This window comes from Hymenobacter chitinivorans DSM 11115, from assembly GCF_002797555.1.
Lineage (GTDB): Bacteria > Bacteroidota > Bacteroidia > Cytophagales > Hymenobacteraceae > Hymenobacter > Hymenobacter chitinivorans.
This window is the reverse complement of sequence record NZ_PGFA01000001.1, coordinates 311,610-336,881: the sequence shown is the minus strand read 5'-3', so window position 1 is coordinate 336,881 and position 25,272 is coordinate 311,610. Positions and strand designations below refer to the sequence as shown.

13 protein-coding genes are annotated in these 25,272 nt (G+C 64.2%); 11 read left to right on the top strand and 2 right to left on the bottom strand.

The genetic code is table 11. From position 1 onward, the window contains the following. Positions 1-389 precede the first annotated feature (389 nt). The 8 genes from CLV45_RS01265 to CLV45_RS01230 all read left to right on the top strand — a co-directional run bounded on the left by CLV45_RS01265 (position 390) and on the right by CLV45_RS01230 (position 13,907). Complete coding sequence (locus CLV45_RS01265) at positions 390-1,739, top strand: TolC family protein (protein ID WP_100334587.1); 1,350 nt, start codon at positions 390-392, stop codon at positions 1,737-1,739. Positions 1,740-1,889: 150 nt separating this feature from the next. Beyond that, complete coding sequence (locus tag CLV45_RS01260; protein ID WP_100334586.1) at positions 1,890-3,026, top strand: efflux RND transporter periplasmic adaptor subunit; 1,137 nt, start codon at positions 1,890-1,892, stop codon at positions 3,024-3,026. 84 nt (positions 3,027-3,110) lie between these two features. Beyond that, complete coding sequence (locus tag CLV45_RS01255; protein ID WP_157807216.1) at positions 3,111-3,476, top strand: hypothetical protein; 366 nt, start codon at positions 3,111-3,113, stop codon at positions 3,474-3,476. Positions 3,477-3,497: 21 nt separating this feature from the next. Then, positions 3,498-6,737 (top strand): efflux RND transporter permease subunit, encoded by a 3,240-nt coding sequence (locus CLV45_RS01250; RefSeq protein WP_100334584.1) that lies wholly within the window; start codon positions 3,498-3,500, stop codon positions 6,735-6,737. A 148-nt stretch (positions 6,738-6,885) separates the two neighbouring features. Next, positions 6,886-7,488, top strand: a complete 603-nt coding sequence (locus tag CLV45_RS01245) for a nitroreductase family protein (protein WP_100334583.1) — start codon at positions 6,886-6,888, stop codon at positions 7,486-7,488. A 198-nt stretch (positions 7,489-7,686) separates the two neighbouring features. Then, complete coding sequence (locus CLV45_RS01240; protein WP_100334582.1) at positions 7,687-8,601, top strand: DUF4249 domain-containing protein; 915 nt, start codon at positions 7,687-7,689, stop codon at positions 8,599-8,601. 1 nt (position 8,602) lies between these two features. Further along, the gene (locus tag CLV45_RS01235) at positions 8,603-11,035 is read left to right on the top strand and encodes a TonB-dependent receptor (RefSeq protein ID WP_100334581.1); all 2,433 of its coding nucleotides are present in this window, start codon (positions 8,603-8,605) and stop codon (positions 11,033-11,035) included. Positions 11,036-11,306: 271 nt separating this feature from the next. Further along, positions 11,307-13,907: a pectinesterase family protein gene (locus tag CLV45_RS01230; RefSeq protein ID WP_100334580.1), complete on the top strand. Its 2,601-nt coding sequence runs from the start codon at positions 11,307-11,309 to the stop codon at positions 13,905-13,907. A gap of 98 nt (positions 13,908-14,005) precedes the next feature. On the opposite strand, the gene CLV45_RS01225 is transcribed toward CLV45_RS01230, so the two are convergent. Further along, positions 14,006-17,998 carry a T9SS type A sorting domain-containing protein gene (locus CLV45_RS01225; RefSeq protein ID WP_100334579.1) on the bottom strand — a complete coding sequence of 1,331 codons (3,993 nt, stop codon included), beginning with the start codon at positions 17,996-17,998 and terminating at the stop codon, positions 14,006-14,008. A gap of 217 nt (positions 17,999-18,215) precedes the next feature. Here CLV45_RS01225 and CLV45_RS01220 point away from each other — a divergent pair, with 217 nt between their 5' ends. Continuing rightward, entirely contained in the window at positions 18,216-18,932 is a 717-nt protein-coding gene (locus CLV45_RS01220) for a hypothetical protein (protein ID WP_100334578.1), read from the top strand. Between the two features lie 370 nt (positions 18,933-19,302). Here the strand turns inward: CLV45_RS01220 and CLV45_RS01215 are convergent, their stop codons facing one another. Further along, positions 19,303-20,178, bottom strand: coding sequence for a manganese catalase family protein (locus CLV45_RS01215; RefSeq protein WP_100334577.1), 876 nt, complete (start codon positions 20,176-20,178; stop codon positions 19,303-19,305). 598 nt (positions 20,179-20,776) lie between these two features. Between CLV45_RS01215 and CLV45_RS01210 the strand changes: the two genes are divergently transcribed. Then, positions 20,777-22,123: an SWIM zinc finger family protein gene (locus tag CLV45_RS01210; RefSeq protein ID WP_100334576.1), complete on the top strand. Its 1,347-nt coding sequence runs from the start codon at positions 20,777-20,779 to the stop codon at positions 22,121-22,123. A gap of 54 nt (positions 22,124-22,177) precedes the next feature. Continuing rightward, positions 22,178-25,222, top strand: a complete 3,045-nt coding sequence (locus tag CLV45_RS01205; RefSeq protein WP_211289885.1) for a DUF6493 family protein — start codon at positions 22,178-22,180, stop codon at positions 25,220-25,222. The last annotated feature ends 50 nt before the right edge of the window (positions 25,223-25,272 follow it).

Below are 25,272 nucleotides of genomic sequence, written 5' to 3'. Positions count from 1 at the left end.
CCCGCCCCGGCTTGCCGCGTGCAACCCCGGCCCCCGCCGGCCGACTTTGGAACCACTTAGCCACCGGAGCCGGGGCTACATGAGTCTGGCAACCAAACCGCATAACTTTTCCGCGGCACTTCGGTTTAACAGGCTTGTGGCTGCTTCCGCTCCCTGGCGAAAGCAGCTGGCCGGGGCAAAACGTGCCCGCTGCCGCTTTTACTCCGCAGCACTGCGCCCCGGGCCCCAGACCGCCGCGCCGGCTGCACGCCGTTCTATTCTACCGCCGCGCCGGGCTCCCACCCATTTCCCGCGCCCGGCACCCTACGCTTATTCTCTGTGCTTCCCGGCCCTCGGCCGGGGTCTGCACCCGTGTGCGCCTCCTAACGGAGTCGTTTAGTTTGCCCGCTATGAAAAAAAATCAACAAGCTATTTGGTCGTTGCTAGGCCTTTTTCTGCTTGCCCCTTTCCTGGCCCTGGGCCAGCCCACCGCGCCCCCGCCTACCGGGCCCTACACACTGGAGCAGTGCCTGCAGTTTGCCCTCCAAAATCAGCCCCTGCTGCGCCAGGCCCGCATCGATGAGGAAACCGCCGAGGCCAACATCCGCATCGGGCTGGCCGGCTGGCTGCCCCAGCTCAGCCTCAACGCCACCGGTCAGCACTACTTCCAGCTGCCCTACACCGTGTTTCCCAACGCCGAGGGCGTGAACGTACCGCGCCAGATTGGCCTGCGCAATACCTCCACCGTGGGCCTAGGCGCCACCCAGGCCCTTTACAACAACGACGTGCAACTGGCCCTGCGCAGCGCCCGGCCCGCCCGGCAGCTGGCCCAGCAAAACTCCACCAACGTGCGCATCGACGTGGTGAGCGGGGTGAGCAAGGCGTTCTACGACGTGCTCCTCAGCCAGCGCCAGCTCGACGTGCTCAGCGAGGATATCGTGCGGCTGCAGCGCAGCCTCAAGGACGCCAAGGCCCGCTACGACGCCGGTATCGTGGATAAGATTGACTACAAGCAGGCCGAAATCCTGCTCAACAACTCCATCGTGGCCCGCAAGCAGGCCGTGGAGGCCATCAAGGCCAAGTCGGCCTACCTCAAGGAGCTTATGGGCCTGGCCGGCGTGCAGCCCCTGGCCTTGCAGTACGACACGCTGCGCCTGATGCAGGACGCGGTGGTGGATACGGCCGTGGCCGTGGAATCGGCCAACCGCATCGAAATCCAGCAGCTCCAGACCCAGAAGGCCCTGCAGGAAGCCCAGATCAGCTACTACCGCTGGGGCTTTCTGCCGTCGGTATCGGCCTTCGGCAACTACAACGCGGCCTTCCAGAACAACAACCTGGGCGACTTGTACAGCCAGCGCTTCCCGAGCTCCTACGCCGGCTTGCAGCTGAGCCTGCCCCTCTTCCAGGGCGGGCGGCGCCTGCAGAACCTGCGCCGCGTCCGGCTCGGCGACCAGCGCCTCGACCAGGACATTATTGCCACCCGCAACCGGATCAACACCGAGTTTGAGCAGGCCCTGGCCACGTACAAGGGCTATTACACCGACTACCTGATTGGGCAGCGCAACCTGGCTTTGTCGAAGGAAGTGTACTCGGTGGTGGACTTGCAGTACCGGGAAGGCATCAAGACCTACCTCGACGTGATTGTGGCCCAAACCACGCTGCGCACCGCCCAGCTCAACTACTACAGCGCCCTGTTCCAAGTGCTCAGCAGCAAAGTAGACCTGCTGCGCGCCCAGGGCAGCCTGCCGGTTTCTTATTAAAGAACTCAGAGCCCAGAAGTTAGAGCTTAGACCATTCAAGTCTACCCAAAGCCTGTATTCTGGGCTTCGCCAACACCCTCCGTTTCTGCTTTTCCTGCTTCTAAGTTCTGAGTTCTACCCTCTGAGCTCTATAGAATAGAATTACCCGATATGAAAAGAACAATTCTTGCCCTCTCCTACGCTGCCGGCCTGCTGACCTTCGCCAGCTGCGGCTCCAAAGAGGCCGACAAGGCCGCCGGTCCGCCGCCGGCCACGCCCGTGACCCTGGTAGCGGCCCGCACCACCGACGCGGTGTATTACGACGAGTATCCGGCTACCGTGGTGGCCATCAACAACGTGGAGCTGCGCAGCCAGGTGGCGGGCTTTATCACCGGCATCTTCTTCAAGGAAGGCGACGTGGTGACGAAGGGCAAAACGCTCTACGAAATCGACCGGCGCAAGTACCAGGCCGCCTACCAGCAGGCCCTGGCCGGCCTGCGCAGCACCCAGGCCGTGGTCCAGAACGCCAAGGTGAACCTGGACCGCTACCAGCGCCTGGTTCAGCAGGATGCCATTGCCCGCCAGATAGTGGACAACGCCGCCACGGCCTACGCCACGGCCCAGAGCCAGGTGGCCGTGGCCCAGGCCGGCGTGGCCGCGGCCCGCACCGACCTCAGCTACTCCCTGATTACGGCCCCGTTCTCGGGCCGCATCGGCATTTCGCAGGTGCGCCTGGGCTCCCAGGTGAGTCCGGGCTCGACGCTGCTCAACACCATCAGCGGGGAGGACCCGATGGGCGTCGACTTCGTGATTACCGAGGCTGATCTGGCCCGCTTCGTGGACTTGCAGCGCCAAAGCGGCGGCAAGTCCGACTCCACCTTCCGCCTGGTGCTGCCCGACGGCACCCGCTACGACCAGCCGGGCAAGATTCTGGCCATCGACCGGGGCGTAAACCAGCAAACCGGGACCGTGCAGATCCGGGTGCAGTTCGGCAATCCTAAGCGCCAGCTCAAGGACGGCCTGAGCGCCGTGCTGCGGGTGCTCAACCGGCAGTCGGGCCGCCGCCTCGTAGTTCCCTTCAAGGCCGTGGTCGAGCAGATGGGTGAAAACTTCGTCTTCATCGCCGGCGACTCCAGCAAGGCCGTGCAGCGCAAGGTGCAGCTCGGCCCCCGCCTGCGCGACCAGATTGTGATTATGGAAGGCATCAAGGAGGGCGACAAAGTGGTAACCGAAGGCCTGAACCGCCTGCGCGACGGCGGCCAGATTACAACCGCCGCTCCGGCCCCTGCCCCCACCGCCGCCAAGTAGCTCCCACTCCCCTCCTCAGATGAGGAGGAGTGCCCGCAGGGCGGGGTGGTTGACCCCGCCCGAACGACTAGTTAGGTCACTCGTTTGACCGATTTGCTCAAACGAGTCACCAAATCGCTCACTCGTTTGAGCAAAACAGCCAAACGAGTGACCAAAACGCTCACTCGTTTGAGCAAATCGGTCAAACGAGTGACCAAAACAGCCAAACGAGTGACCAAAATGCTCACTCGTTTGAGCAAAACACCGATTCGAATCACTAAAACACTCTTAGCTAAGACCGTTTTGGTCTTAGGTATCGCCGAAATGGTCTTAGCGAAGACCAAAACACCGATAGCTAAGACCGAAAATGCCTTAGCTAAGACCAAAACGGTCTTAGGTATCGCCGAAATGGTCTTAGCTAAGACCAAAATTGCCTTAGCTAAGACCGTTTTGGTCTTCGCTACGCCCTGAACAGCCTTACGAGCAGTACTAATGATTGCAGAAACCTTTATTCGGCGCCCCGTTACGGCCATCGTCACCTCCCTGGTGATTGTGCTGGTCGGGGTGCTGGCCATCCTGAAGCTGCCCGTGGGGCAGTACCCGGAAATCACGCCGCCCACGGTATCGGTGAGCGGCACCTACACCGGCGCCGACGCCCAGACTGTGGAACAAACCGTGGCCACGCCCGTGGAAGTGCAGGTCAACGGCACGCCGGGCATGACCTACCTGCAAAGCAACAGCACCAGCAACGGGCAGATGAGCATGACGGTGAACTTTGAGGTCGGGACCGACATCAACATCGCCGCCCTCGACGTGCAGAACCGCGTGGGTATCGCCCAGCCGACGCTGCCCCAGGAAGTACAGCGCCTGGGCCTGGTGGTGCGCAAGCGCAACCCCAGCATTCTGATGCTGGTGGCCATGTACGCCCCCAAAGGCAGCCACAACACGACCTTTCTCGACAACTACGCCAACGTCTTTATCAAGGACGCGCTGCTGCGCACCAAGGGCGTGGGCGACATCGTGAGCCGGGCCGACGACTTCTCGATGCGCGTCTGGCTCAACCCCGACAAGCTCAGCCAGCTGGGCGTAACGGCCCAGGAAGTGACGGCCGCCATTCAGGAGCAGAACGCCCAGATTGCGGCCGGCTCCATTGGGGCCCCGCCCGCCCAGACCGGGCAGACCTTTGAGTACATCGTGTTCGTGAAAGGCCGCCTGACCACGACCGAGGAGTTCGGCAACATCGTGGTCAAAACCCGGCCCGACGACGGCTCGGTGGTGTACCTGCGGGATGTGGCCCGGGTGGAGCTGGGCAAGTTCAACTACTCGAGCAACTCCTTCGTGGACGGCAAGCGGGCCGCCTACCTGCTCGTGTACCAGGCCCCCGGCGCCAACGCCCTGCAAACCTACCAGAACGTGGTGACGACCATGAACCAGCTCAAGAAGCAGTTTCCGACCGACCTCGACTACGTGATTCCCTTTGAGGCCGCCTCGGTGGTGAAAGTGTCCATCAACGAGGTGCTGCACACCCTGGTGGAGGCCCTGCTGCTGGTCATCGTGGTGGTGTACCTGTTTTTGCAGAGCTGGCGCTCCACCCTGATTCCGGTGCTGGCCATTCCGGTGTCCATCATCGGCACCTTCATCATGTTTATTCCCCTGGGCTTCACCATCAACACCCTGACCATGTTCGGCTTTGTGCTGGCCATCGGCATTGTGGTCGATGACGCCATTGTGGTGGTGGAAGCCGTGGAGCACAACATGAACGAGCGGGGCCTCTCGCCGCTGGACGCCACGCTGGCGGCCATGCGCGAGATTTCGGCGCCCGTTATTGCCATTGCCCTCATTCTGGCGGCGGTGTTTGTGCCCGTGGGCTTTATTCCCGGCATCACCGGCCGCCTGTATCAGCAGTTTGCCATCACCATTGCCATTTCGGTGATTATCTCGGCCTTCGTGGCCTTGTCGCTCACGCCGGCTTTGTGCGTGCTGCTGCTCAAGCCCCACAAGCGCGACGAGAATTCGACGGGCCTCGACAAGTTCTTCTACAAGTTCAACACCTGGTTTGACAAGGTGACGGGCAAGTACGGCAACGGCGTGCAGCGTGGTATCAAGAATGCCCGCTTCGTGGTCATTATCCTGCTCTGCATCGTGGCCGGCACGGGCCTGCTGTTCAAGAATAAGGCCTCGGGCTTTATCCCGACCGAGGACGAAGGCCGCCTCATCGTGACCTTCAACCTGCCCGAGGCGTCCTCGACCGAGCGCACGGTGAGCACCCTGCACGAGATTATGAAGGAGCTCAGCCAGGTGAAGGGCATTGCCCACTACGCCGGCCTGGGCGGCCTGAACGCGGTAAACTTCTCGTCCAAGTCGAACAGCGGCACCGTATTCTGCCAGCTCGAGCCCTGGGAAGACCGCAAAGACAAGGAAGTGCAGCTCCAGGGCCTGATTGCCACGGTGACCCAGCGCCTGAGCCGCCTGCGGGAAGCCAACGTGGTGGTCATTTCCCCGCCCGCTATTCCGGGCCTGGGCAACACCGGCGGCTTCTCGTTCGTGCTCCAGGAGCGCGAGGCCGGCGGCGACATCAAGAACTTCGACGCCCAGCTCCAGAACTTCCTGGGCGCCTTGCGCAAGCGGCCCGAAATTGCGGCCCCGTTCTCGTTCTTCACCGCCAACACGCCCGGCTACCAGCTCACCATTGATCGGGAGAAAGCCAAGAAGCTCGGCGTCTCCATTTCCGACATCGGCACGGCCCTGCGCACCTACCTGGGCTCGGCCTACGTGAACGACTTTACCGTCTACGGCCGCAACTTCCGCGTCGTGACCCAGGCCGACAGCATGTACCGCGCCGACATCTCGAACCTGGGCCAGTACTACGTGCGCAACAGCAGCGGCGGCATGGTGCCGCTAAGCACGCTCACGACGTACAAGCGCACCGAAAGCGCCCCGCTGATTTCGCACTACAACCTGTTCCGCTCGGCCGAAATCAACGGCAACCCGGCCCCCGGCTATTCCTCCGGCGACGCCATTGCGGCCCTCAAGGAAGTGGCCGCCCAGAGCTTGCCCCAGGGCTACGACTTCGAATTCTCGGGTCTGACGCGGGAAGAGCAGCTGGCCAGCGGCCAAACGGTCTACATCTTCGCCTTGTCCATTGCCTTCGTGTTCCTGTTCCTGGCGGCCTTGTACGAAAGTTGGTCGGTGCCCTTCTCGGTGCTGCTGGCCGTGCCCCTGGGCGCCTTCGGCGCCATCCTGGCCCTCACGTTTTTGCCCAAGCTCACCAACAACGTCTACGCCCAGATTGGTCTGATTACCCTCATCGGCTTGTCGGCCAAGAACGCCATTCTGATTATCGAGTTTGCCAAGGAGCGGGTGGATAAGGGCATGCCGCTGGTGGACGCTACCCTGGAAGCCGTGCGGTTGCGCCTGCGCCCCATCGTCATGACTTCGTTGGCCTTTATCCTGGGCGTGCTGCCGCTGGTGTTTGCCTCCGGCGCGGGCGCCCAGAGCCGGCAAACCATCGGCTGGACGGTACTCGGCGGCATGCTGTCGGCTACTATTCTGGCTATTTTCATCGTGCCGGTGCTGTACGTGCTGATTACCCGCCTGGCTTACGGCAAAGCCAAGCTGGCCGAAATGGAAGCCAACTACAAGCCCGACGCCGACGACCATAACCTGCCCGGCCACGACCAGGACCGCCTCAACCCCGGCCCCGACGACCCCAAGCTGCTGCCGGCCCACTAAGCTTATCTTGCCAGAGCAACCGTCATGCTGAGCGCAGCCGAAGCATCTCTCCCGCAATGGTAATTAGATTACTGTGGCGGGAGAGATGCTTCGGCTGCGCTCAGCATGACGTTCTTTTTGCCTTGCTTTTATTTCAATCCTGCTTCCCATGACCAACTCCCCCGACGCCACGCTACCCACACCCGCCCAGTTTGATGCCCTCGTCCGCGCCCGGCGCAGCATCCAGCCGGTTCAGTTTGAGCCCGGCCGCGTGATACCCGACGAAATTGTGCAGCAGCTGCTGGAAAACGCCAACTGGGCCCCCACCCACAAGCGCACCGAACCCTGGCGCTTCGTCGTGTTTAAAGGGGCTGGGCTGGCCAAACTGGCCGAGTTTCAGGCCAACCTGTACCGGCAGCAGGCCGGGGAGTTTGTGGACGAGAAGAAGGCCCAGAAGCTGGCGGCCAATCCGCTGCTGGCCTCCCACGTCATTGCCATTGGCATGAAGCGCCACCACGTGCTGCCCGAAATCGAGGAAGTGGAGGCCGTGGCCTGCGCCGTGCAGAACCTGCACCTATCGGCCGTAGCGCACGGGGTGGGCGGCTACTGGGGCTCGGGCGGCATTACGTACGCGGAGGAAGCCAAACCCTTTTTTGGCCTGGGTCCCGAGGACAAGCTGCTGGGTTTCTTCTACCTGGGCTACGTGCAGCAGCAACCGGGCCGCAACCTGCGCAAGCCCATCGAGGAGAAAGTAACCTGGGTAACGGAGTAAGCCTCGCCGACTAAGAAAAATGCCCCGCCGGAGTCAGACCGGCGGGGCATTTTGGGCAAGTACACTTCCGTGAATTCCCCTGCGAGGCCGGCTAGCCGCTTATGGACGCCTGGTCGGAGCTGCGCCCAGCCAAATTTACTACGGGCTACACTAGGCCATGCCGCTCAGCGTTAGGGCAGGGCTAGTATAGCCTGATGTATGTGGATAATTTGTAAGCCCTTTGCCCTGCTGCTGACCGGCAGCCTCGCCCTGCTGCTGGCCGGCTGTATCGACCAGATTGACGCCGATTTGCCGGAGCCGCCGAAGAAGTTGGTCGTCAATTCCATTCTGACGCCCGACAGCGTGGTTCGGGTGCAGGTGAGCCGCGTGACGAGCCCGCTCGACTCGTCGGCGCGGGTACTGACCGGGGCCAAGGTCTACCTGCTGGTGCCGGGCCAAGTCGCCGTGCCGCTGAGCAGCCAGGGCAAGGGCCTGTACTCCTTGCCCACCGCCCCCACCAGCCAGACGGCCTACACCCTGCAAGCCGAGCTCGACGGCTACCCCCCGGTGCAGGCCTCCGACACGATACCGGCCCGGGTACCCATCGACGAAGCCTGGTATTCCTTTCCCACCGGCACCGACCGAAACAATGAGCTGCTGGGCACTATCGTCGTGCGCTTCACCGACCCGGCCGCCCAGACGAACTTCTACGAGCTCAGCTGCTACCAGGAAAACCAGGGCGTCTTGCTCGATGTCCGGGGCAACGCGGCGGTGACGGCCGAAGACGACAAGGAGTACGAGCCCCAGTCTTTGGTTTTTTCGGACCGGCTCTTCAACGGGCAGGCTTTCGAGCTGCGGGCCTCGTTTTTAACCCACGGCCACAGCGGCGGCGGATCCAGCCCACCCACTACCCGGGACCCGCTGCTGGTACTGCGCACGGTGAGCCGGGCCTATTACCAGTACCGCAAAAGCTGGACCCGCCACCTGTACAACCAGGGCACCAAAGGCGACACCTACAACCTGAACCAGCTGCTGTTTTTGGGGGACCCCAGCACCATGTATTCCAACGTGGCCGGCGGCTACGGGGTGGTGGTAGGCTATTCCCAGCAGACGATGCGCCTGCTCCCCCGCTAAGATGAAGCACCGCCGTATCCTCCGCCGCGGGCCGCTACGGGCCGCGGGCCTTATTTTACTGCTGCTCAGCGCCCCCCGCCTTAGCCCCGCCCAAAGCCGGATTACCCTCAGCGGCACCGTGCGCGACGCCCGCACTGGCGAAAAGCTGCTGGGCGCCGCCGTCTTCGTAGCCAGTGGCACCACCGGCACCACGACCAACGCGGCCGGCTTTTATTCCCTGACTCTGCCCAGCCAGGACTCGGTGCGCCTCACGGCCAGCTACCTGGGCTATCAGCGGCAAACCGTGGTGCTGCCCGCCCGCCAAACGGCCACTCGGAGCTTTGCCCTGACGGCCGACAACGAGCTGGCCGAAGTGCGGGTGCTGGCCGCGCCGGAGGCCCCGCTGGAGCGGCGGGTGGAAATGAGTACCCTGCAGATTCCGGTGGCCCAGCTGCGTAAGCTGCCCGCCCTGCTCGGCGAGCCCGACGTGCTGCGGGCTTTTCAGCTCATGCCGGGCGTGCAGGCGGGTCGGGAAGGCAGCGGGGCGCTGTACGTGCGCGGCGGCTCCCCCGACCAGAACCTGACCCTGCTCGACGACGTGCCGATTTACTACGTGAGCCACATCGGCGGCTTTCTGTCGGTTTTCGACGCCCACGCCATTAGCGACGTGCGCCTGATCAAGGGCGGCTTTCCGGCCCGCTACGGAGGCCGGCTGTCGTCGGTGCTGGACGTGCGCCTGAAAGAAGGCAACAAGCAAAAGCTGAGCGGCAATGCCGGCGTGGGCGTACTGGCCACGCACTTCGCCCTGGAAGGCCCGCTGAACAAGGGCAAGACGACCTTTCTCGTCTCGGGTCGGCGCGGCAACCTGGACTTGTTTTCGCGGCTGGCCAGCGCCCGTTCTTCCGGCGGCAAGAGCGTGGTGGGCTATTCCTTTTACGACGCCAGCGCCAAAGTCAGCCACCAGCTCACCCCGCGTGACCAGGTATTTGCCGCGCTGTATTTGGGCGGCGACCGGCTCTTTATCACCCAGAAGCCCCAGACCGTGCGCGGCGCCCAGGGCAACTTCACCTACCAGGGCGGCAGCAACCTGCGCTTCGGCAACGCCCTGGCCTCGGTGCGCTGGAACCGGGAGCTGACGCCCCGCCTGTTTGGCAACGCCACGGCGGCCTTTACCCGCTTCCGCTACGAAAACGGCCAGGACTACCACCTGGAAGACAACTCCCCGGGCAGCACCCGCACCGAGGACAGTGAGGCCCAGTTCACCTCCGGCGTCCAGGACGCGCAGCTCAAAGCCGATTTCGACTACTACCCCAGCCCCCGGCACCAGGTGCGGTTTGGGGCCAGCATTATCCGCCACGGCTTTACGCCCGGCGTCAACTTTTTCACTACCCGCACCACCACGGCCACCCAGGATACCACCTTCGGTTCGAGCCAGGTGGCGGCCCTGGAGCTAAGCGGGTACGCCGAGGACGAAATCCGGCTAGGGGCGCGCCTGTCGGCGAATCTGGGCCTGCGGGCCGTGCGCTACACCGTGGCTGGCCGCTCGTTTGGCAGTCTGCAGCCCCGGGTGCTGGCCACCTGGCTGGTGGGCGAGCATACGGCCCTGAAAGCCTCCTACGCCGCCATGCAGCAGTATTTGCACCTGCTCTCCAACAACGGCGCCGGCCTGCCCACCGACTTATGGGTGCCCGCCACGGCCCGGGTAGCGCCCCAGCAGGCCCAGCAGGTAGCGCTGGGCGTGGCCCGTACGCTTCCCCAATGGGGCCTGGAAGTTAGCGTCGAAGCCTTTGCCAAGCGCCTGCGCCACCTGATTGAGTTCCGGGAAGGGGCCACGTTCTACAACAGCTCCCAGGACTGGCAGGACAAGGTAGTAACGGGCGGGCAAGGGCGGGTGCAGGGTTTGGAAGTGCTGGTGCAGCGCAAAACCGGCCGCCTCACCGGCTGGGTGGGCTACACCCTGGCCCGCAACGAGCGGCGCTTCGACCAGCTCAACGACCAGCAGTGGTATCCTTATAAGTACGACCGGCGCCACGATGCCTCCATCGTGGTTATCTACGCCCTGAGTGCCCGCCTCACGCTGTCGGCCACCTGGGTGTACGGCACCGGCAACGCCCTGACCCTGGCCCAGGCTAACTACAACGTCATTAGCCCTAGCTACGGCTACACGGACAAGTCTTACATCCCCGCCAACCGCTACGACTACCGCGAAGCCGAAATCTACGGCCCCAAGAACAGCTTCCGGATGCGGGCCTACCACCGCCTCGACGTGGGCGCTACCTTCACCAAGGCCGTGCAACACGGGGAGCGAATCTGGCGCCTGGGTGCTTACAACGCCTACAGCCGCCACAACCCCTACTATATCTACTACGACCAAACCCCCGAGGGCCTCCGGCAACTCAAGCAGCTGAGCCTCTTCCCTTTTCTGCCCGCCATCAGCTACGAGCGGAGTTTCTAACGCCGGCCGGGCCCTTAATTACAAGGCTAGACCAGCTGGGCTGAAGTCCGCAGCCGTGCACTTCTCTTCTATTGCCAACGGCCGGCCCCGGCGAGTGAGGGCCGGCCGTTACGCGCTAGAGTGCTCCACCGCAAGCCGGGCGGCCAGGTTGGGCAACAGCGGCAACGTTCCCGGCAACGATTGCGCGAATAAAGAGCTGGACTGGTGGTTGTTCGAATCGTTATCGGGGTAGTATTAAGGTGGATTCCACCCAACGCCAAGCCCCGTTCTTATGCCAAACCTCTCCTCCCTGTGCCTCTCCCGCGGGGGCCGTGCTGCTCACTTTTGGGCCGTACTGAGCCTGCTGCTGCTAAGCCTGAGTGCCCGCGCCCAAACCTACAACGCCGTGGTGGCCAAGGACGGCACGGGCAGCTTCACCACCGTGCAGGCGGCCATCAACGCGGCGCCCACCGGCCGCACCACGCCCTACACCATCTTCATCAGGAATGGCAAGTACCGCGAAAAGGTGACGGTGCCGGCCAACAAGCCTTTCCTGCAGTTTATCGGCGAAAGTGTAGCGGGCACCATCCTGTCGTGGAACGACGCCAACACGCCCTCGTTTCCCGGCAACTCGTCCAGCTTTATCATCAACGCCTCCGACGTCAGCGCGCTGAACATCACCTTCGAGAATACCTACGGCGACGCCCCGCAGGGTCTGGCCATGTACATCACCGGCGACCGGGTGGCCTTCAAGAACTGCCGCTTCCTGGGTGGGCAGGACACGATGCAGCTCAACTCCCAGGCCGGCAACCGCAGCTACTTCAAGGAGTGCTACATCGACGGCGTGGTCGACTTTATCTTCGGGGCCGGCCGGGGCGTGTTTGAGCACTGCATCATCTACCCGCGCACCCGGCGCGACGGGGGCAGCGGCGGCTACATCACGGCCGCCAACACCCAGCCCGGCCTGCCCTACGGCTTCGTGTTCCGCAATTGCCTTATTCCCGACAACCGGGGCACGACGACCTACACCCTGGGCCGCCCCTGGCAAAACGACTCCGGCTCGACGCCCACCGACCGGTCCCACACCAAAGTCGTGTGGCTGAATACGACGATGGGCAGCACCATTAAGCCCGTCGGCTGGCAGGTGTGGGACGCCGGCACCGTGACCAGCGTTATTCAGTACGCCGAGTACAAAAGCCGGGACTTCAGCGGCAACCCGGTCAACGTCAGCCAGCGGGTGCCCTGGTCGATTCAGCTCACCGACGCCGACACCGCGCTGTACACCCGCGCGGCCGTGCTCGGCAGCTGGGACCCTTGCGCGGTGGTGCCCAACTTCTGCGGCCACCAAGCCCCCGACATTGCCGTGTCGAACTTCTGGGCCGTGAAAGGTACCGCTACGGCTCCTTCCACCATCACCTGGAACCTGAGCTGGCCCATTGCCGGCGTGCAGTACCAGGTATTCCGCAGCAGCACCCGCCGCGGCACCTACACCCCGCTGTACTCCACCACCTCGACCGTCGCCACGAACATCAACTTCGGCACCACGGACCCCGTGCCGGCCGCCGGCTCGTCGTACTTCTACTACGTGCGGGCTTCCAAAGCCGGCCTGGCTACCCACGTCACCGACACGCTGCAGATTTCGAGCACGCCGACCATTACCACCACCGGCGCGCTACAGGCTTTTGCGCAGGGCGGCGGGCAGCCCTCGGCCGCGCAAAGCTTCCTGGTGGCCGCCGAAAACCTGACGAGCGGGCTGCTCCTTGCCCCGCCGGCCGGCTTTGAGGTGTCGGCCAACGGCGGCGCCACCTGGCTGGGCAGCAGCGCCCCGCTGACGCTCAACCCGGGCGCTACCGGCAGCATCGCCAGCACCAGCATCAGCGTGCGGCTGAATGCAACCACCGGGGGCACTTCCGCCGGCAATATTACTCTCAGCAGCCCCGGCGCGGCCAGTCAGGCGGTGGCCGTGACGGGCACCACCCAGGCCGCCGCGCTACCGCAGTCGGTACCGCTGCTCTGGTGGCCCCTCACGCGCACCCCCCAGGACAGCACGGCCGTGCGCTCCAGCCGAATAGTAGCCAGTGTGCCCACCTTCCGCAAGTTTCAGCTTTCCAACGGCTCGGCTACGGCCACTATTCCACCCTACTCTACCCGCTACGGCCAGGCCTTTGCGCCCTCGGCCGACGGGGGCTGGACGGCGGCCGTGGGTGGCAACGGCGGCAACCTGAGCCGCACTTACTACGAGCAGTTCACGGTGAGCGGCACGGCCGGCAGCCCCACGCGCCTCGACTCAGTGTTGCTCAGCGCCTACGTTACGGGCTCGACCAGCAACACCAAGCTGGCGGTGGTCTGGTCGAAGTCGGGCTTCACGGCTGATTCGGCCGACGTGAGCGGGGGGCGGGGCCCGGGTGGCGCGCTGCTGAGCACGGCCAACGGGGGCTTTACCACCCCTATCCTCACCACCAACGCCAGCAGCCCCTACCGCCTGGCCCTGGCCGGGGCCACCGGCGTCACGCTGCAGCCGGGCCAGACGCTCAGCTTCCGGGTGTACTTCAGCTGCGGCTCGACCACCACCGCCACCCGCTTTGCCACGCTCAAGCACGTGGTGGTGAAGGGCGAGGCCGGCGTGGTCAGCAGCACCCGGGCCGCCCGTAGCAGCGTGCTGCAGTTTTACCCCAACCCGGCCGTCGAGCAGCTGACCGTGGTGCACCCGGCGGCCGGCGCCGGGGCCGAAGTGGCCCTCTACTCCCTGCTGGGCCAGCGTGTGGCCGTGGTGCATTGCGCCGCCGGCAGCCAGAGTACCCGCCTCAACGTGGCCGGCCTTAGCTGCGGGCAGTACCTGCTGCGCTACAGCGGCCCCGGCGGGCCCGTCACGGTCCGCATCAGCAAGCAGTAACCAGCAAAAAGGGTCAGCTCGGTAGCTGACCCTTTTTTTGTGCAGAACTGGGTAAAACAAGCAGCGGACTTTCTTAACCGTGGCCGTACGTGCTGCACTTACTGCACCATGAGGCGGACGGCCTGCTGACCACTGCGCACCAGGTAAAGCCCGGCTGGCAGCCCCGGCAAGTCCAGCTGCGTGGTGCCGGCGGCAAAGCGGCGCAGCACCTGGCCCTGCAGGCTCAGCAGCTGCACCTCGGCGGCCACGTCGGCGCCCAGCAGCTGCACCGTGGCGGTAGTGGCCGGGTTGGGGAAGAGTTGTAGCGCCGGGGCCGGGCCGCCGGACACGTAGCGTACCGGGGAGTGCGTTTCGGTGCCGTCCTGGTCCTGTTGCACGAGGCGGTAGTAGGCCGCGCCGGCTTCGGCATCAAGGTAGGTATAGTCGTGGGCGGTAGTAGTGGTGCCATGGCCGGCTACGAAGGCCAGGCGCTGCCATTGGTGCCCGTCGTAGCTTTTCTCTACGGTGAAACCGCGGCTGCTCAGTTCGGAGGCCGTGGCCCAGCGCAGCTGCACCTGTTGTGCATCCTGACGGCGGGCCGTAAACTGCGTCAGCTGTACTGGCAGCGGGATGGCGGCGCCCGTGGTACCGCCCCCGTTCAGGCGGATGCTCACCGAGTTGGCCGTGTTATTTGATGCCATTATGTCCAAATCGCCGTCGCCGTCCACATCGCCCGCAGCCACGCTAAAAGGGTCGGTGCCCACGGACACTTCGAGGCTTCCCGTAACGGCTCCAGTGCCCGAGCCCAAACGTATTGCCACGGTGCTACTGGTGGTGGTGGTTAGAAGGTCCACGTTACCGTCGGCGTTTAAGTCACCCAGGGCAACGTTCACTGGGCCTGAGGGCGCGGGTATGTCGGCGGTTGTGGTAAAAGTACCGTTGCCTGCACCTAGCCAAATATTCATAGTGCTGCTGCGGGCCACTACTATATCCAACTTACCGTCAGCATTTAAGTCGCCTAACGCGAGGCTACGGGTAAGCGAGCCGGAGCTGATATTAGCGGCATTGGTAAAAGTGCCATCGCCTACCCCCAGACGGACGCTCACCGTATTGCTGCCCGTATTGGCGACGGCGAAATCGGCTTTACCGTCGGCGTTGAAGTCGCCCACGGCTACGCTTTGCGGATTGGTGCCCACGGACACATTGGCGGCGCTAGTGAAGGTGCCGTTGCCCACCCCCAGGCGCACCCAGACGGTAGCGGCGCCGTAGTTAGCTATAACGAGGTCGGCTTTGCCGTCGGCATTGAAATCACCCACGGCCACGCTCTGTGGATTGGTGCCCATAGCCACGTCGGCCGCGTTGGTAAAAGTGCCGTTGCCCACGCCCAGGCGCACTGATAGGTTATTAGAACCAGAGTTGGCGACAATCAGATCTAGCTTGCCGTCAGCATTCAGGTCGGCCAGAGCTACGCCAATGGGGGTGCTGCCCACAAACACGTCGGCGGCACTAGTAAAGGTGCCGTTGCCCACCCCCAGGCGGATGCTCACCGTGCTGGAGCTGCTATTGGCTACGGCCATATCCAGTTTGCCATCAGCATTCAGGTCGCCAAAGACAGCTTGTTTAGGGCTGCTGCCTATGGATACATTGGTGGGGGCAGTGGTGAAGGTGCCCGTGCCCGTACCCAGGCGGACACTCAGTGTACTGCCGTTGGCGTTGGCCGTGGCAACATCCGTTCGACCGTCACCATCAAAGTCGCTCAAGGCCACGCTAATAGGGCCGATGCCCACAGTTACGTCGCCAGCGCTGGTGAAGGCGCCGGTACCCGTGCCCAGGAGCACCGAGAGGTTATTGGCACTACCCACCACCGCCAAATCCAGTTTGCCATCGGCGTTCAGGTCGCCCAAGGCCACGCTCCTGGGATTGCTGCCGGCAGACAAGTCGGTAACGCTGCTAAAGGTACCTGAGCCGGTACCGAGCAGGATCCGGACCGAGTTACTGCTGGATTTGACCACTGCCAGGTCCAGTTTACCGTCGCCGTTCAGGTCGCCGGTGGCTACGCCGTCGGAACCACCATTCACCACTACATCGGTACCGGTGGTAAACGTGCCGTTGCCGACGCCTAGACGGATGTTCACCAAGTTGGTGCTCACATTAGCCACTGCCAGATCAAGTTTGCCGTCGGTGTTGAAGTCGCCCACCGCTACGCCGGAAGGGGTAGGGTAAACGGCGACATCGGCGGCGCTGGTGAAGGTGCCCGAGCCCGTGCCCAAGCGAATACTCAAGACACTGTTAGCGTAGTTGGCCACGGCTATGTCTAAGTTGCCGTCGGCGTTGAAGTCGCCCAGCGCAACGTAGCTTGGGTTGCCGCTCCCGGCGACATCGGCGGCGTTAGTAAAGGTACCCGTGCCCGTACCCAAGCGGATGCTCACCGTGTTGCTGCTTTGGTTGGCCACGGCCAGGTCCAATTTGGCATCCCCGTTGAAGTCGCCTACTGCTGCACTGCTTGGAAAAGAGCCCACGGCCACATCGGCAGCCGACGTGAAAGTGCCGTTACCCGTGCCCAGGCGGATGCTGACGGTATTGCTGCCGGAGTTAGGCGTGGCCACATCCGGTTTGCCGTCGGCGTTGAAGTCGCCCACCGCTACGCCTCTCGGATTCGTGCCCACGGCCACATCAGTAGTGCCGTTAAAAGCGCCCGTACCAGCGCCCAAACGAATGCTGACCGACATACTGCCGAGAGTGGTTACGGCGAAGTCAGTTTTGCTGTCCCCATTCAAGTCGCTCACGGCTATGGCGTAGGGAAAAGAGCCCACTACTACTTCATTGGTGCCGGTGAAGGTGCCGTTGCCCGCCCCCAGGCGCACCGAGGCGGTAGCGGCGCCGTAGTTGGCCGTCATCAGGTCGGTCTTGCCGTCGGCGTTAAAGTCACCCACGGCTACACTCTGCGGATTCGTGCCCACGGTTACACTGGCGGCGCTGGTGAAGGTACCGTTGCCCATGCCCAGCCGGATGAGGACGTTGTTGCTATTGTAGTTGGCTACCGCCAAGTCCGGTTTGGCATCCCCGTTGAAGTCGCCTACTGCTACGCTGTAGGTGAGCGTGCCCGTGGCCACGTCGGCAGCATTGGTGAACGTGCCGTTACCCCTGCCCAGCCGAATATTCAGGAGGTCGTTTTGATTAAGCACGGCGAGGTCCGTCTTGCCGTCAGCGTTGAAGTCGGCCACCACCACGCTGTTGGAGCTGGCACCCACGGTCACATCGGCGGCACTGGTGAAGGTGCCATTGCCTGCGCCCAGCCGAATGCTCACCGTATTGTTCGGTGGGTTGGTCACGGCCAGGTCCGGTTTGGCATCCCCGTTGAAGTCGCCCACGGCCACGCTGCTCGGGAAATTGCCCACGGCCACATCGGGAGCCGAGGTGAAAGTGCCGTTGCCTACCCCCAGGCGGATACTGGTGTTGTGACTTCCGTTGTTAACCGTAACCAGATCCAGTTTACCGTCAGCGTTAAAATCGGCTACGGCCACGCTCTGAGGAGCACTGCCCGTGGCCACATCGGCAGCGTTGGTGAAGGTGCCGCTAGCCGTGCCCAAGCGGATGCTCACCGTATTGCTGCCTTGGTTGGCCACGGCCAAATCGACCCGCCCATCACCATTAAAATCACCCGTGGCCACCGCGCGCGGGTTGGAGCCCACCCCGACAGATTCAAATTCGGCGGCAAAGCGGGCCGTGCCGGTGGGGGCCTGGGCCGTAAACTGGTACTGGCTGGGCACCACGGCCGTACCATTGGCCTGGCTGCGGGCCTGGCTGGTCACGCCTACGCTCAGGGGTTCGCCCGGCAGGAAGTACCGGTCGGGCACGAAGCGGATGGTACTGGTGCCGCCGCCCTGGTAGGTGCCTGGCAGCAGGCCGCGCCACTGGCTTACCACGCGCACGGCATCGGGGGCGGCCGTCTGGGCGCTCATGGCTTCGGAAAAGGTGAGCGTCACGCCGTCCTGGCGCGGGGCGGCCGGGGCATTGGCCGCGGGCAGGCGGGTAACCAGCGTGGGCGCTTGGGCAAAAGTCAGCGCCGGCAGCAAGCTAAGGCCAACCAGCCGAGAGAAGATGTGTTGCATGCAATAGGGTCAGATACGCGCGAGGTTAACCCCGTAAAGTTCCGGCGAAAATACTTTCTCTCCAACGCACCTACCCTATTGCACTATTCCGTTTTTCTGCTAACCTTTCAACTACTTACCGCTACCCTATCCGCCTGGCCCGGGCCCCGTTACACACCGCGCTTATCCCCGCTCCGGCCACTTGTCTTATCCTTTACCTTCTTCCCCTACCCCCGTTATGTACGACGAACGGTACGACAACCATTTCCGGCGCCTGCGCGCCTCCCGCGACACGTTCGCGGCCTTTGCCGACTTTACCCTGGAGGCCCTCAAGCCCGCCTCGGTAGCTAAGCTCCTGCGCGACGAGCGCCCGGCCCTGCAAGCCGCCCTCGACCAGTTTCGCCTGGGCCTGCGCGGGCGCACCACGGGCAGCGGGCAGCGCCAGCGCGGCACCCAAACGGAGAACGAGGCCTTCGAGGACCTCAAAAAGCTGGTGCAGATCAACAATATCAGGCTGCTCCAGCCCCGCTTTCTCGAACACCCCGCCGAGGAGGTCCTGTTTTATCCCGACAAGCTCATCGGCCTTACCGGGGCCGCCAAAACCAAGCGCCTCACCCGCTTTGCCGCCTACGTGCAGCAGCTGGAAGAGCACTCCGACGCGGCCTTGCAAACTGCCGGTGCCCAAACCAAGGCCCTGTTGGCGGTTTACACGGAGGCCACTACCGTCAAAAACCGGGGTCAAAAGGCCGTGCAAGACACCATCTCGGACCTGGGCCCCGACGCGCTGGCACTGGCCGATGCCCTCTGGGACGTGCACTGCACTGCCCTCTACGTGCACCGCCGCGAGCCAGCTAAGGCCTCCACGTACTTCAACTATGCGCTGCTGCCGAAGCGTAATACTCAGCGGACGGCGGGCCGCAAAAAAACACCACCCCCTACTAACCCAGCCGAGTAAGTCCGGCACCGGTGCCCGGAGCCTACCGGGTATCCGGGAAGGCTCCGGCACCGGTGCCAGCTGTCTGCCGAATAGTGGGAACACCTTCGGCAGCGGTGCCGGAGCTCTGCAGGAAGCCCGGTATACGTCCGGCACCGGTGCCGCCTATCGGCCAGGTGCCTAACAGAAGCCCGGCACCGGTGCCGAAGGTGTTCCGGGCCTTCTTACCCCTTCAGGCACTGGTGCCGGAGCTTGGTTACTTCTCCAACGCGCCCCGCCTGGCCGATTACGGAAGGCAGGCGGGGCACGCCGGGGGCACGCCACCCGTTGGAACCTAAAAAAGCCCCGCCGACACGTAGTCGGTGGGGCTTTTCAATGCCGCAAGCGGGGCTTAGCTGAGCGTGTCCTTGATGTTGCCGATGATGGTGTCGGTCAGGGTCATCTGCTCGGTTTGGGCGTGGCCCTCGGGCACGGGTGGGGCCAGCTTGGGCTCCCCGCCCAGGGGCTGGGCCTTCACCACGTGGAACTCGCCCTTGCCGTCGATGGACTGGCCCTGGGTCCAGCGGCCGGCCGGCGTGTTGCCGTCGCCGCTGTTGATGTAGGTGCTCACGAAGGCGTAGTTGAAGTCCTGCACCTCCTTGGCCTGGGGGAAGGAGTTGGGAATCGGGTGCACGCCCTGCACGCCGCCCAGCTCCTCGATGACGGCCAGCCACTGGTTCTGGTGCATTGTGTCGCGGGCAATGAGGAAGCTCAGCATGTCCTTCATGCCCGGGTCGTCGGTCATTTCCCAGAGGCGGGTGGCCAGGACCCGGCCGGTGCTTTCGGCCATGACGTTGGCGTACATATCGGCGGCCGTGTTGCCGCTGCCCACCACCCAGGAGCCGTTAAACGGCACCCCGTTGGAGTCGACGGCCATGGCGGCCAGGCCCGCGGAGAGGAAGTGGCGCGGGTCCATGCCGCCGAGCACGGCCCCGATCATCTTGTCCTTGGCCATTTCATCCTTGAGGCTGGTGGGGGCTCCTTCCAGGTTGAGGGCCACGGCCGTGGCCAGCATCTCAATGTGGGCCATTTCCTCGGTGCCGGTTTCGAGCAGCATGTCGCGGTACTTCACCGGGCCCCGGGTGCCCCAGGCCTGAAACAGGTATTGCAGACACACCCGGATTTCGCCCTCGATGCCGCCGATGGCCTGCTGCAGCATGCGCGCAAAGGTGGGGTTGGGCTTCTCGACCCGGACTTTGTACTGGAGTTCTCTATCGTGATAAAACATAGTGGTGAAATGGTTTTGGTAGTGGAGTGAGGTTCCCGAACCACCGGGGCTGGACCTTTTCTACGGGACATTGCAGCGGGCTAATACCTGGCAAATACGGGTTTTGCGGTCGGCCAATACGGAATCGTGTCCGTATTAAGAACCATTATTCAGTTCTTGCTATATAAATTTCGGTTTGCCCATAACCTCCCCGTGCATGACCTGTTTTGCAGCGCCGGCCCGGCCCGCCGGCCCATCCCAGCGGCGACCTTGCCCCTGCCCAGCCTTCAAGCCGTCCTGTCGACCAGCGGGAGACGTCTCGCGTGGCCTCGTTGCAATGCCAGCTGATTCCCATTGCCAGCGAGCTGTCGGCCTGGGGTCGGCCTGACGCGCCGAAGTAGCGCACATACCCTTATGCGCTCCGTCTCTCCTTATCTGGCGGCCCCCGCAGCCCACGCTACGGCCCAGGCGCAGGCCGATGTGACTACTCCGGTTAGCCCGCCCCGCTCAACTAACCTAACTAGCAAAACTTAGTCGGTCACACTCCAGTATATACTAAAAAAGTTAGTAAATGTAAACCCCAACGCTTACCTTAGAGTCCTAATCTAACGCCTTTGCCATGTCTGACTTTGCGTATGCCTATGCCCGCCCTTCCGCCCTGGAAGCCCGTCCGGAGGGCAATTCCTTACTCTTGTCCGCCTTTGCCGAGGAGCAGGCCGCCACGGCTACCGGCTCGGCCTGCTTTTTCTGGGGCCGCCTGCGCGACTCCTGGCTGGCGGCCCGGGGCCTAAGCACCTTAGCAAAAGTGGTGGCCTCGCGCTTCGTGCCCCAGAGTGCCGCCCTGCGCGACCCCATCGTGACGGCCGGGGCCGGGCAGCTGCGCTTCGAGGCCTTCTCGTCGTGCAACGGCGTCTACGCCCGCCTCGACTTGAACTCCGAAGCCCTCGACGGCGAGTTCTTGAGCAGCGGCACCACCAACGTCGACTTCAACGAGCCCATGGTCAACGCCCTGGCCCGCATTGCCCGCACCGAGCCGGTTATCCTCTCCGTCGGCGACAAGGAAGTAACCCTGGAGCGGGCCGCCGGCAAGGTGGTGGAGCGCAAAGTAACCCTGCCCGAGCGGTGGATTAAGGGCCTGACCAGCGTGCAGGCCTACCTGGCCCTGATGGAGGAAAAGCTGCGCCTGACCCGGGTGCAGGCCCTGCAGCTGGTGCAGGGCCTGCCCGCCGGCACGGCCAAAACCGACTTTTTCCTGGTGCTGCGCGGCCCCCGGCCCAGCTTTTCGCCGGTGGGCAGCGCCGGCGCCGTGCGGGTGGGCGGCGTGCACCGGCTGCGGCTGCTGGAAGGCCTGCTCCCGCTCTGTGAGGCCCTGCGCGTGTACGCCACTCCCGACGGGCAGTCTTCGGCCTTCGTGCTGGAGCTGGGCGGCGGGCAGCGGTTTCTGCTGGCCCTATCGGCCGACGTGTGGCGGGGCTTTTCCGGGGAGGGCAACCAGCTCGACACCCTGATGGAGGAGCTGCCCGCCGAGTGGGTGGCGGGGGCCAACCGGCTGTTCCGGGGCAACGAGGTGTTTAATCCCAGCGTGTTTGCACTGGAAAACGACCTGGCGCCCAACACCGTCGACCGGCTCTGCGCCAGCCTCTCGGCCATGGGCCTGCTGGGCTTCGACCTAGCCGATAACCAGCACTTCTACCGCCGCCTGCCCTTCAAGCTGGGCCGCATCCTGGGCCTGAACCCCCGCCTGAAAAACGCCCGGGCCCTGCTCGATGCCGCCGACGACGTGCAGCTGGTGGGCGTGGGGGCCGGGGGCCGCACCGAAGCCCGGGTGCGCGGCACCGATGTGTGGCACACCGTGCTGGTGGGCGGCAGTGAGCCGGCCCGCTGCACCTGCCCCTGGTTTAGCGGCCTGCAGGGCCAGCGCGGCCCCTGCAAGCACATTTTGGCCGCCCAGATGCGCTTCGCCTAAGCCGTCAATAATTCAGTCAATAGTTATTCTGCTTCTAACATTGCGTGTATGAATATGTCCCACTTTGCCCCGGTCGAAGCCTTTGAGCACCTGGCCCGTCACCGCAGCCTGCGCGAGCTGGTCGATTTTCTGGTGCAGCTCGATAAGAAGGACGTGCTGGTCGTGCGCCAGAAAACCAAGGAGCTGCAGCGCGAAATGAACGACTGGCGCCGGCAGGACCGGTTTCCCCACGACCGGGGTGCCCAGCTGTTTCTGGCCGGCCTGGCCACCTACTCGCGCAAAGAGGCCCTGGGCCGCAGCTTCGATATTCCCTGGAACTTCCTGCACAATCAGCACCCCAAGCACAGCGAAGGGCACCAGGACCTGTTTCTGACCGTGCTGCGCCACGCCCGCCCCGCCTGGCTGACCGAGTGGCTGCAGCGCATTACCCGCAGCAACCCCTGGCAGGTGCTGAGCTACGACCAACTGCGCAGCCTGGCCGACGAGGGCCTGGTGGACTACGACCCGTGGCTGTTTGCCCAGTCGCTGGCCCACCTGCTGGTGCGCTACAACTGGCAGCGCAACGCCGTCAAGAGCGGCAACATTCACGGCTACGACCAGCAGATCCTGGCCTTTTTGCAGGCCGACCCGGTGCTGCTGAGCCGGGACCTGCCCCTGCTCTTCGACTTCGACACGATGGTAGATTCGGCCAGCACCTTTACCGACAAGGACCGGCGGGAAGTAAACTGGCTGACCTTGCTGGAGCAGTTGGTCAAGTCGGGCCACCTGGACCGGGCCGACCTGCTGGGCCGCTGCCTGCTGGCCTTGCGCCGCGACTTCCGCCGGCCCTTGCTGACGTGGTTTAAAAACCTGTTTCTGGCCCTGCAGCCCACGACGGCCGAACGGCTGGAGCGGCAAAACGAGTTAGTAGAGCTGCTTTCCCACCCCCTGCCTCTGGTCGTCAACTTCGCCCTCGACCAGCTCAAGGATCTGTGGACCGAACCGGGCTTCGAGCCGGCCCCGCTGCTGCTCTACGCCGAGGGCCTGCTCACCCGGCAGGATCTGAAAACGGCCTTGCGCAGCCTGCTGGGCGCTTTCGAAAAGCTCGTGAAGCGGCAGCCCAACCTGGCGCCCACCGTGGCCCGCCTTACCGTCTCGGCCCTGACCAATGCCGATGCCGGCGTGCAGGAACGGGCCGCCAAGCTGCTGGCCGGCCTGCTGGGCGCTAAAAAGCCCGTGCTCAGGGCCGACGAAGCCGCCGAGCTAACGGCTACCATCAGTCTCTACACCGACCTGCTCACGGCCGCCGCCCGCACCACGCTGGGCAGCTGGCTGGGGGCCACTCCCTCCACCGACCCGGCCTCGGCGGAAGCGGCGGTTTATGCCCCAGTAACGGACTTTGGGCCGGATATTTCCCCGGCCACGGCCCTGGCCCCAGTGGCCGACTGGCACGAGCTGCTGTTTCTGACCGGGCAGGTGGTCCAGCAAAACGAGCCGGCAGCCGTGGAGCGGTGGCTCGACGGCCTGCTGCGCCTGCGGGGGCAGTACCCGGAGGGCTACGCCCAGCAGCTGCGGCCCTACCTGCTGCAGGTGTTGCCCTGGGAGCTGAAAGGCAAAACCGAGGCTGAAGCTGCCATCATTCTGCGCGAAACCCGGTTTGCCGAGGGCCGCAACGGGCGGCGGGAGCTGCTGGCGGCCTTGCTCATCAGCTGGTTTCAGGGCTTTCCCGAGCTTAAAGTGCGGCAGGTGGGCGTCCACGACCAGAAGTACAGCAACCCCGACCCGCTGCTGCGGGTGGAGCAGCAGCGGCTGGCGGCCGTCGAGCAGCAGCTGCAGGCCGGCGCCGAAACGCTGCCCCTGCTGAGCACGCCCAGCCACGCCCCCTACTGGGTGGCGCCCTCCGTCTTGGTGCAGAAGCTGCTGGCCTACCAGGCCGCCGGCCACTTGCCCCAGGCCGCCGACCTAGCCCTGGCCCTGGCCCGGACGGCCTTCCGGGCCGATGCCGACGCGGCCGAGGCCCGGCAGCAGCTGCCCCAGCTTCAGCACGCCGAGCTGCGGGCCCTGCTGGGCTGGCTGCTGGCCCCCGCCGACGTGGAGCAAGCCCTGCCTCTGCTGACGCCCGCGGCCCGGGAGCTGGCCTCGGTAGTGCAAACCGTCGCCAAAAAGTTCGGGCAGCTCAACCCGTTCCGGCAGGCTCAGCCCGAGGCCAGTGTGCTGCCCCTGGCTGAAGCCCTGCCCTGGCTATGGGCCGTGGCAGCCCGCACCCGCCGCCCCACGGCGGTTTTCCCGGAGCTGGAGCCGCTCGCCGCCGGCCCCGGCGTGGCGGAGCCTTGGCACCCGACGTGGCAGTTTGAGCGAAAATCCAATACCTACAAGCAAAGCTGGAACAAGGAAAAGCCGGAAGTCACCACCGTGTGGCAAGAGTTGAGCGTCATTACCCAGCCGCCCGGCAAACGAGCCGCTTCGCCGCTGCTGCTGTATGCTTTGCACGCCGGTCTGCCGTACACTAATCAGTACTATCTATGGTCGGTAAACGCCGACCTGGGCTTTCTGCTCAGCTTGCTGCCCAACAACCCCGCCCCGCTGCACTGGCACTTGCTACGCATAGCCTGCCGTACCGACAGCCAGGGCTCGGAAGGCCGCGACGCGGTGCAGCAGTTTCTTACCTCCCTGCTGGTGCCCGGCCCGGCCTTCGATGAGAGTACCTCCGTCCTGCTGGCTATGGGCCTGGTGCATTATGCACCGGTATGCCGCGCCCTGGCTTTGGAAGTGCTGCTCTCGGCCATTGCCACGGGCCGCCTGCAGCCCACCGACCTGGGTGCGGCCCTGGGCAAAATCCTGGCTACGGAGTTTGCTCCCCTGCAGCGCCTCACCGACGGGCTGGCCCAGGCCCGCGCCATCGACCCGCTCACCGACGATGCCCTGCGCCAGCTGCTGAACGCGCTGCTGCCGCTCCTGCCCGCCGCGCCCCTGCGCAACACCCGCAAGCTCATCGAAGCCTACGCCGACCTGCAGGGCCGCACCCGCCAGCCGGTGCCGCCGGCTGTACAAAGCCGCCTGCGCGAGTGGAGCAGCTCGGCCACCCTGAAAAAGGCCGCTACTGGCCTCGTTACCGCCTAGCAATACCCGTTGCATCTTGTACTTTCGGCTTTCACCTCTCGCTCTGCCTA

Excerpts from the sequence above, each read along its gene's own strand:
- CLV45_RS01240 (WP_100334582.1), top strand. The coding sequence starts at position 7,687 with ATGTGGATAATTTGTAAGCCCTTTGCCCTGCTGCTGACCGGCAGCCTC.
- CLV45_RS01210 (WP_100334576.1), top strand. The coding sequence starts at position 20,777 with ATGTCTGACTTTGCGTATGCCTATGCCCGCCCTTCCGCCCTGGAAGCC.
- CLV45_RS01235 (WP_100334581.1), top strand. The coding sequence starts at position 8,603 with ATGAAGCACCGCCGTATCCTCCGCCGCGGGCCGCTACGGGCCGCGGGC.
- CLV45_RS01250 (WP_100334584.1), top strand. The coding sequence starts at position 3,498 with ATGATTGCAGAAACCTTTATTCGGCGCCCCGTTACGGCCATCGTCACC.
- CLV45_RS01215 (WP_100334577.1), bottom strand. The coding sequence starts at position 20,178 with ATGTTTTATCACGATAGAGAACTCCAGTACAAAGTCCGGGTCGAGAAG.
- CLV45_RS01220 (WP_100334578.1), top strand. The coding sequence starts at position 18,216 with ATGTACGACGAACGGTACGACAACCATTTCCGGCGCCTGCGCGCCTCC.
- CLV45_RS01230 (WP_100334580.1), top strand. The coding sequence starts at position 11,307 with ATGCCAAACCTCTCCTCCCTGTGCCTCTCCCGCGGGGGCCGTGCTGCT.
- CLV45_RS01265 (WP_100334587.1), top strand. The coding sequence starts at position 390 with ATGAAAAAAAATCAACAAGCTATTTGGTCGTTGCTAGGCCTTTTTCTG.
- CLV45_RS01225 (WP_100334579.1), bottom strand. The coding sequence starts at position 17,998 with ATGCAACACATCTTCTCTCGGCTGGTTGGCCTTAGCTTGCTGCCGGCG.
- CLV45_RS01245 (WP_100334583.1), top strand. The coding sequence starts at position 6,886 with ATGACCAACTCCCCCGACGCCACGCTACCCACACCCGCCCAGTTTGAT.
- CLV45_RS01260 (WP_100334586.1), top strand. The coding sequence starts at position 1,890 with ATGAAAAGAACAATTCTTGCCCTCTCCTACGCTGCCGGCCTGCTGACC.
- CLV45_RS01205 (WP_211289885.1), top strand. The coding sequence starts at position 22,178 with ATGTCCCACTTTGCCCCGGTCGAAGCCTTTGAGCACCTGGCCCGTCAC.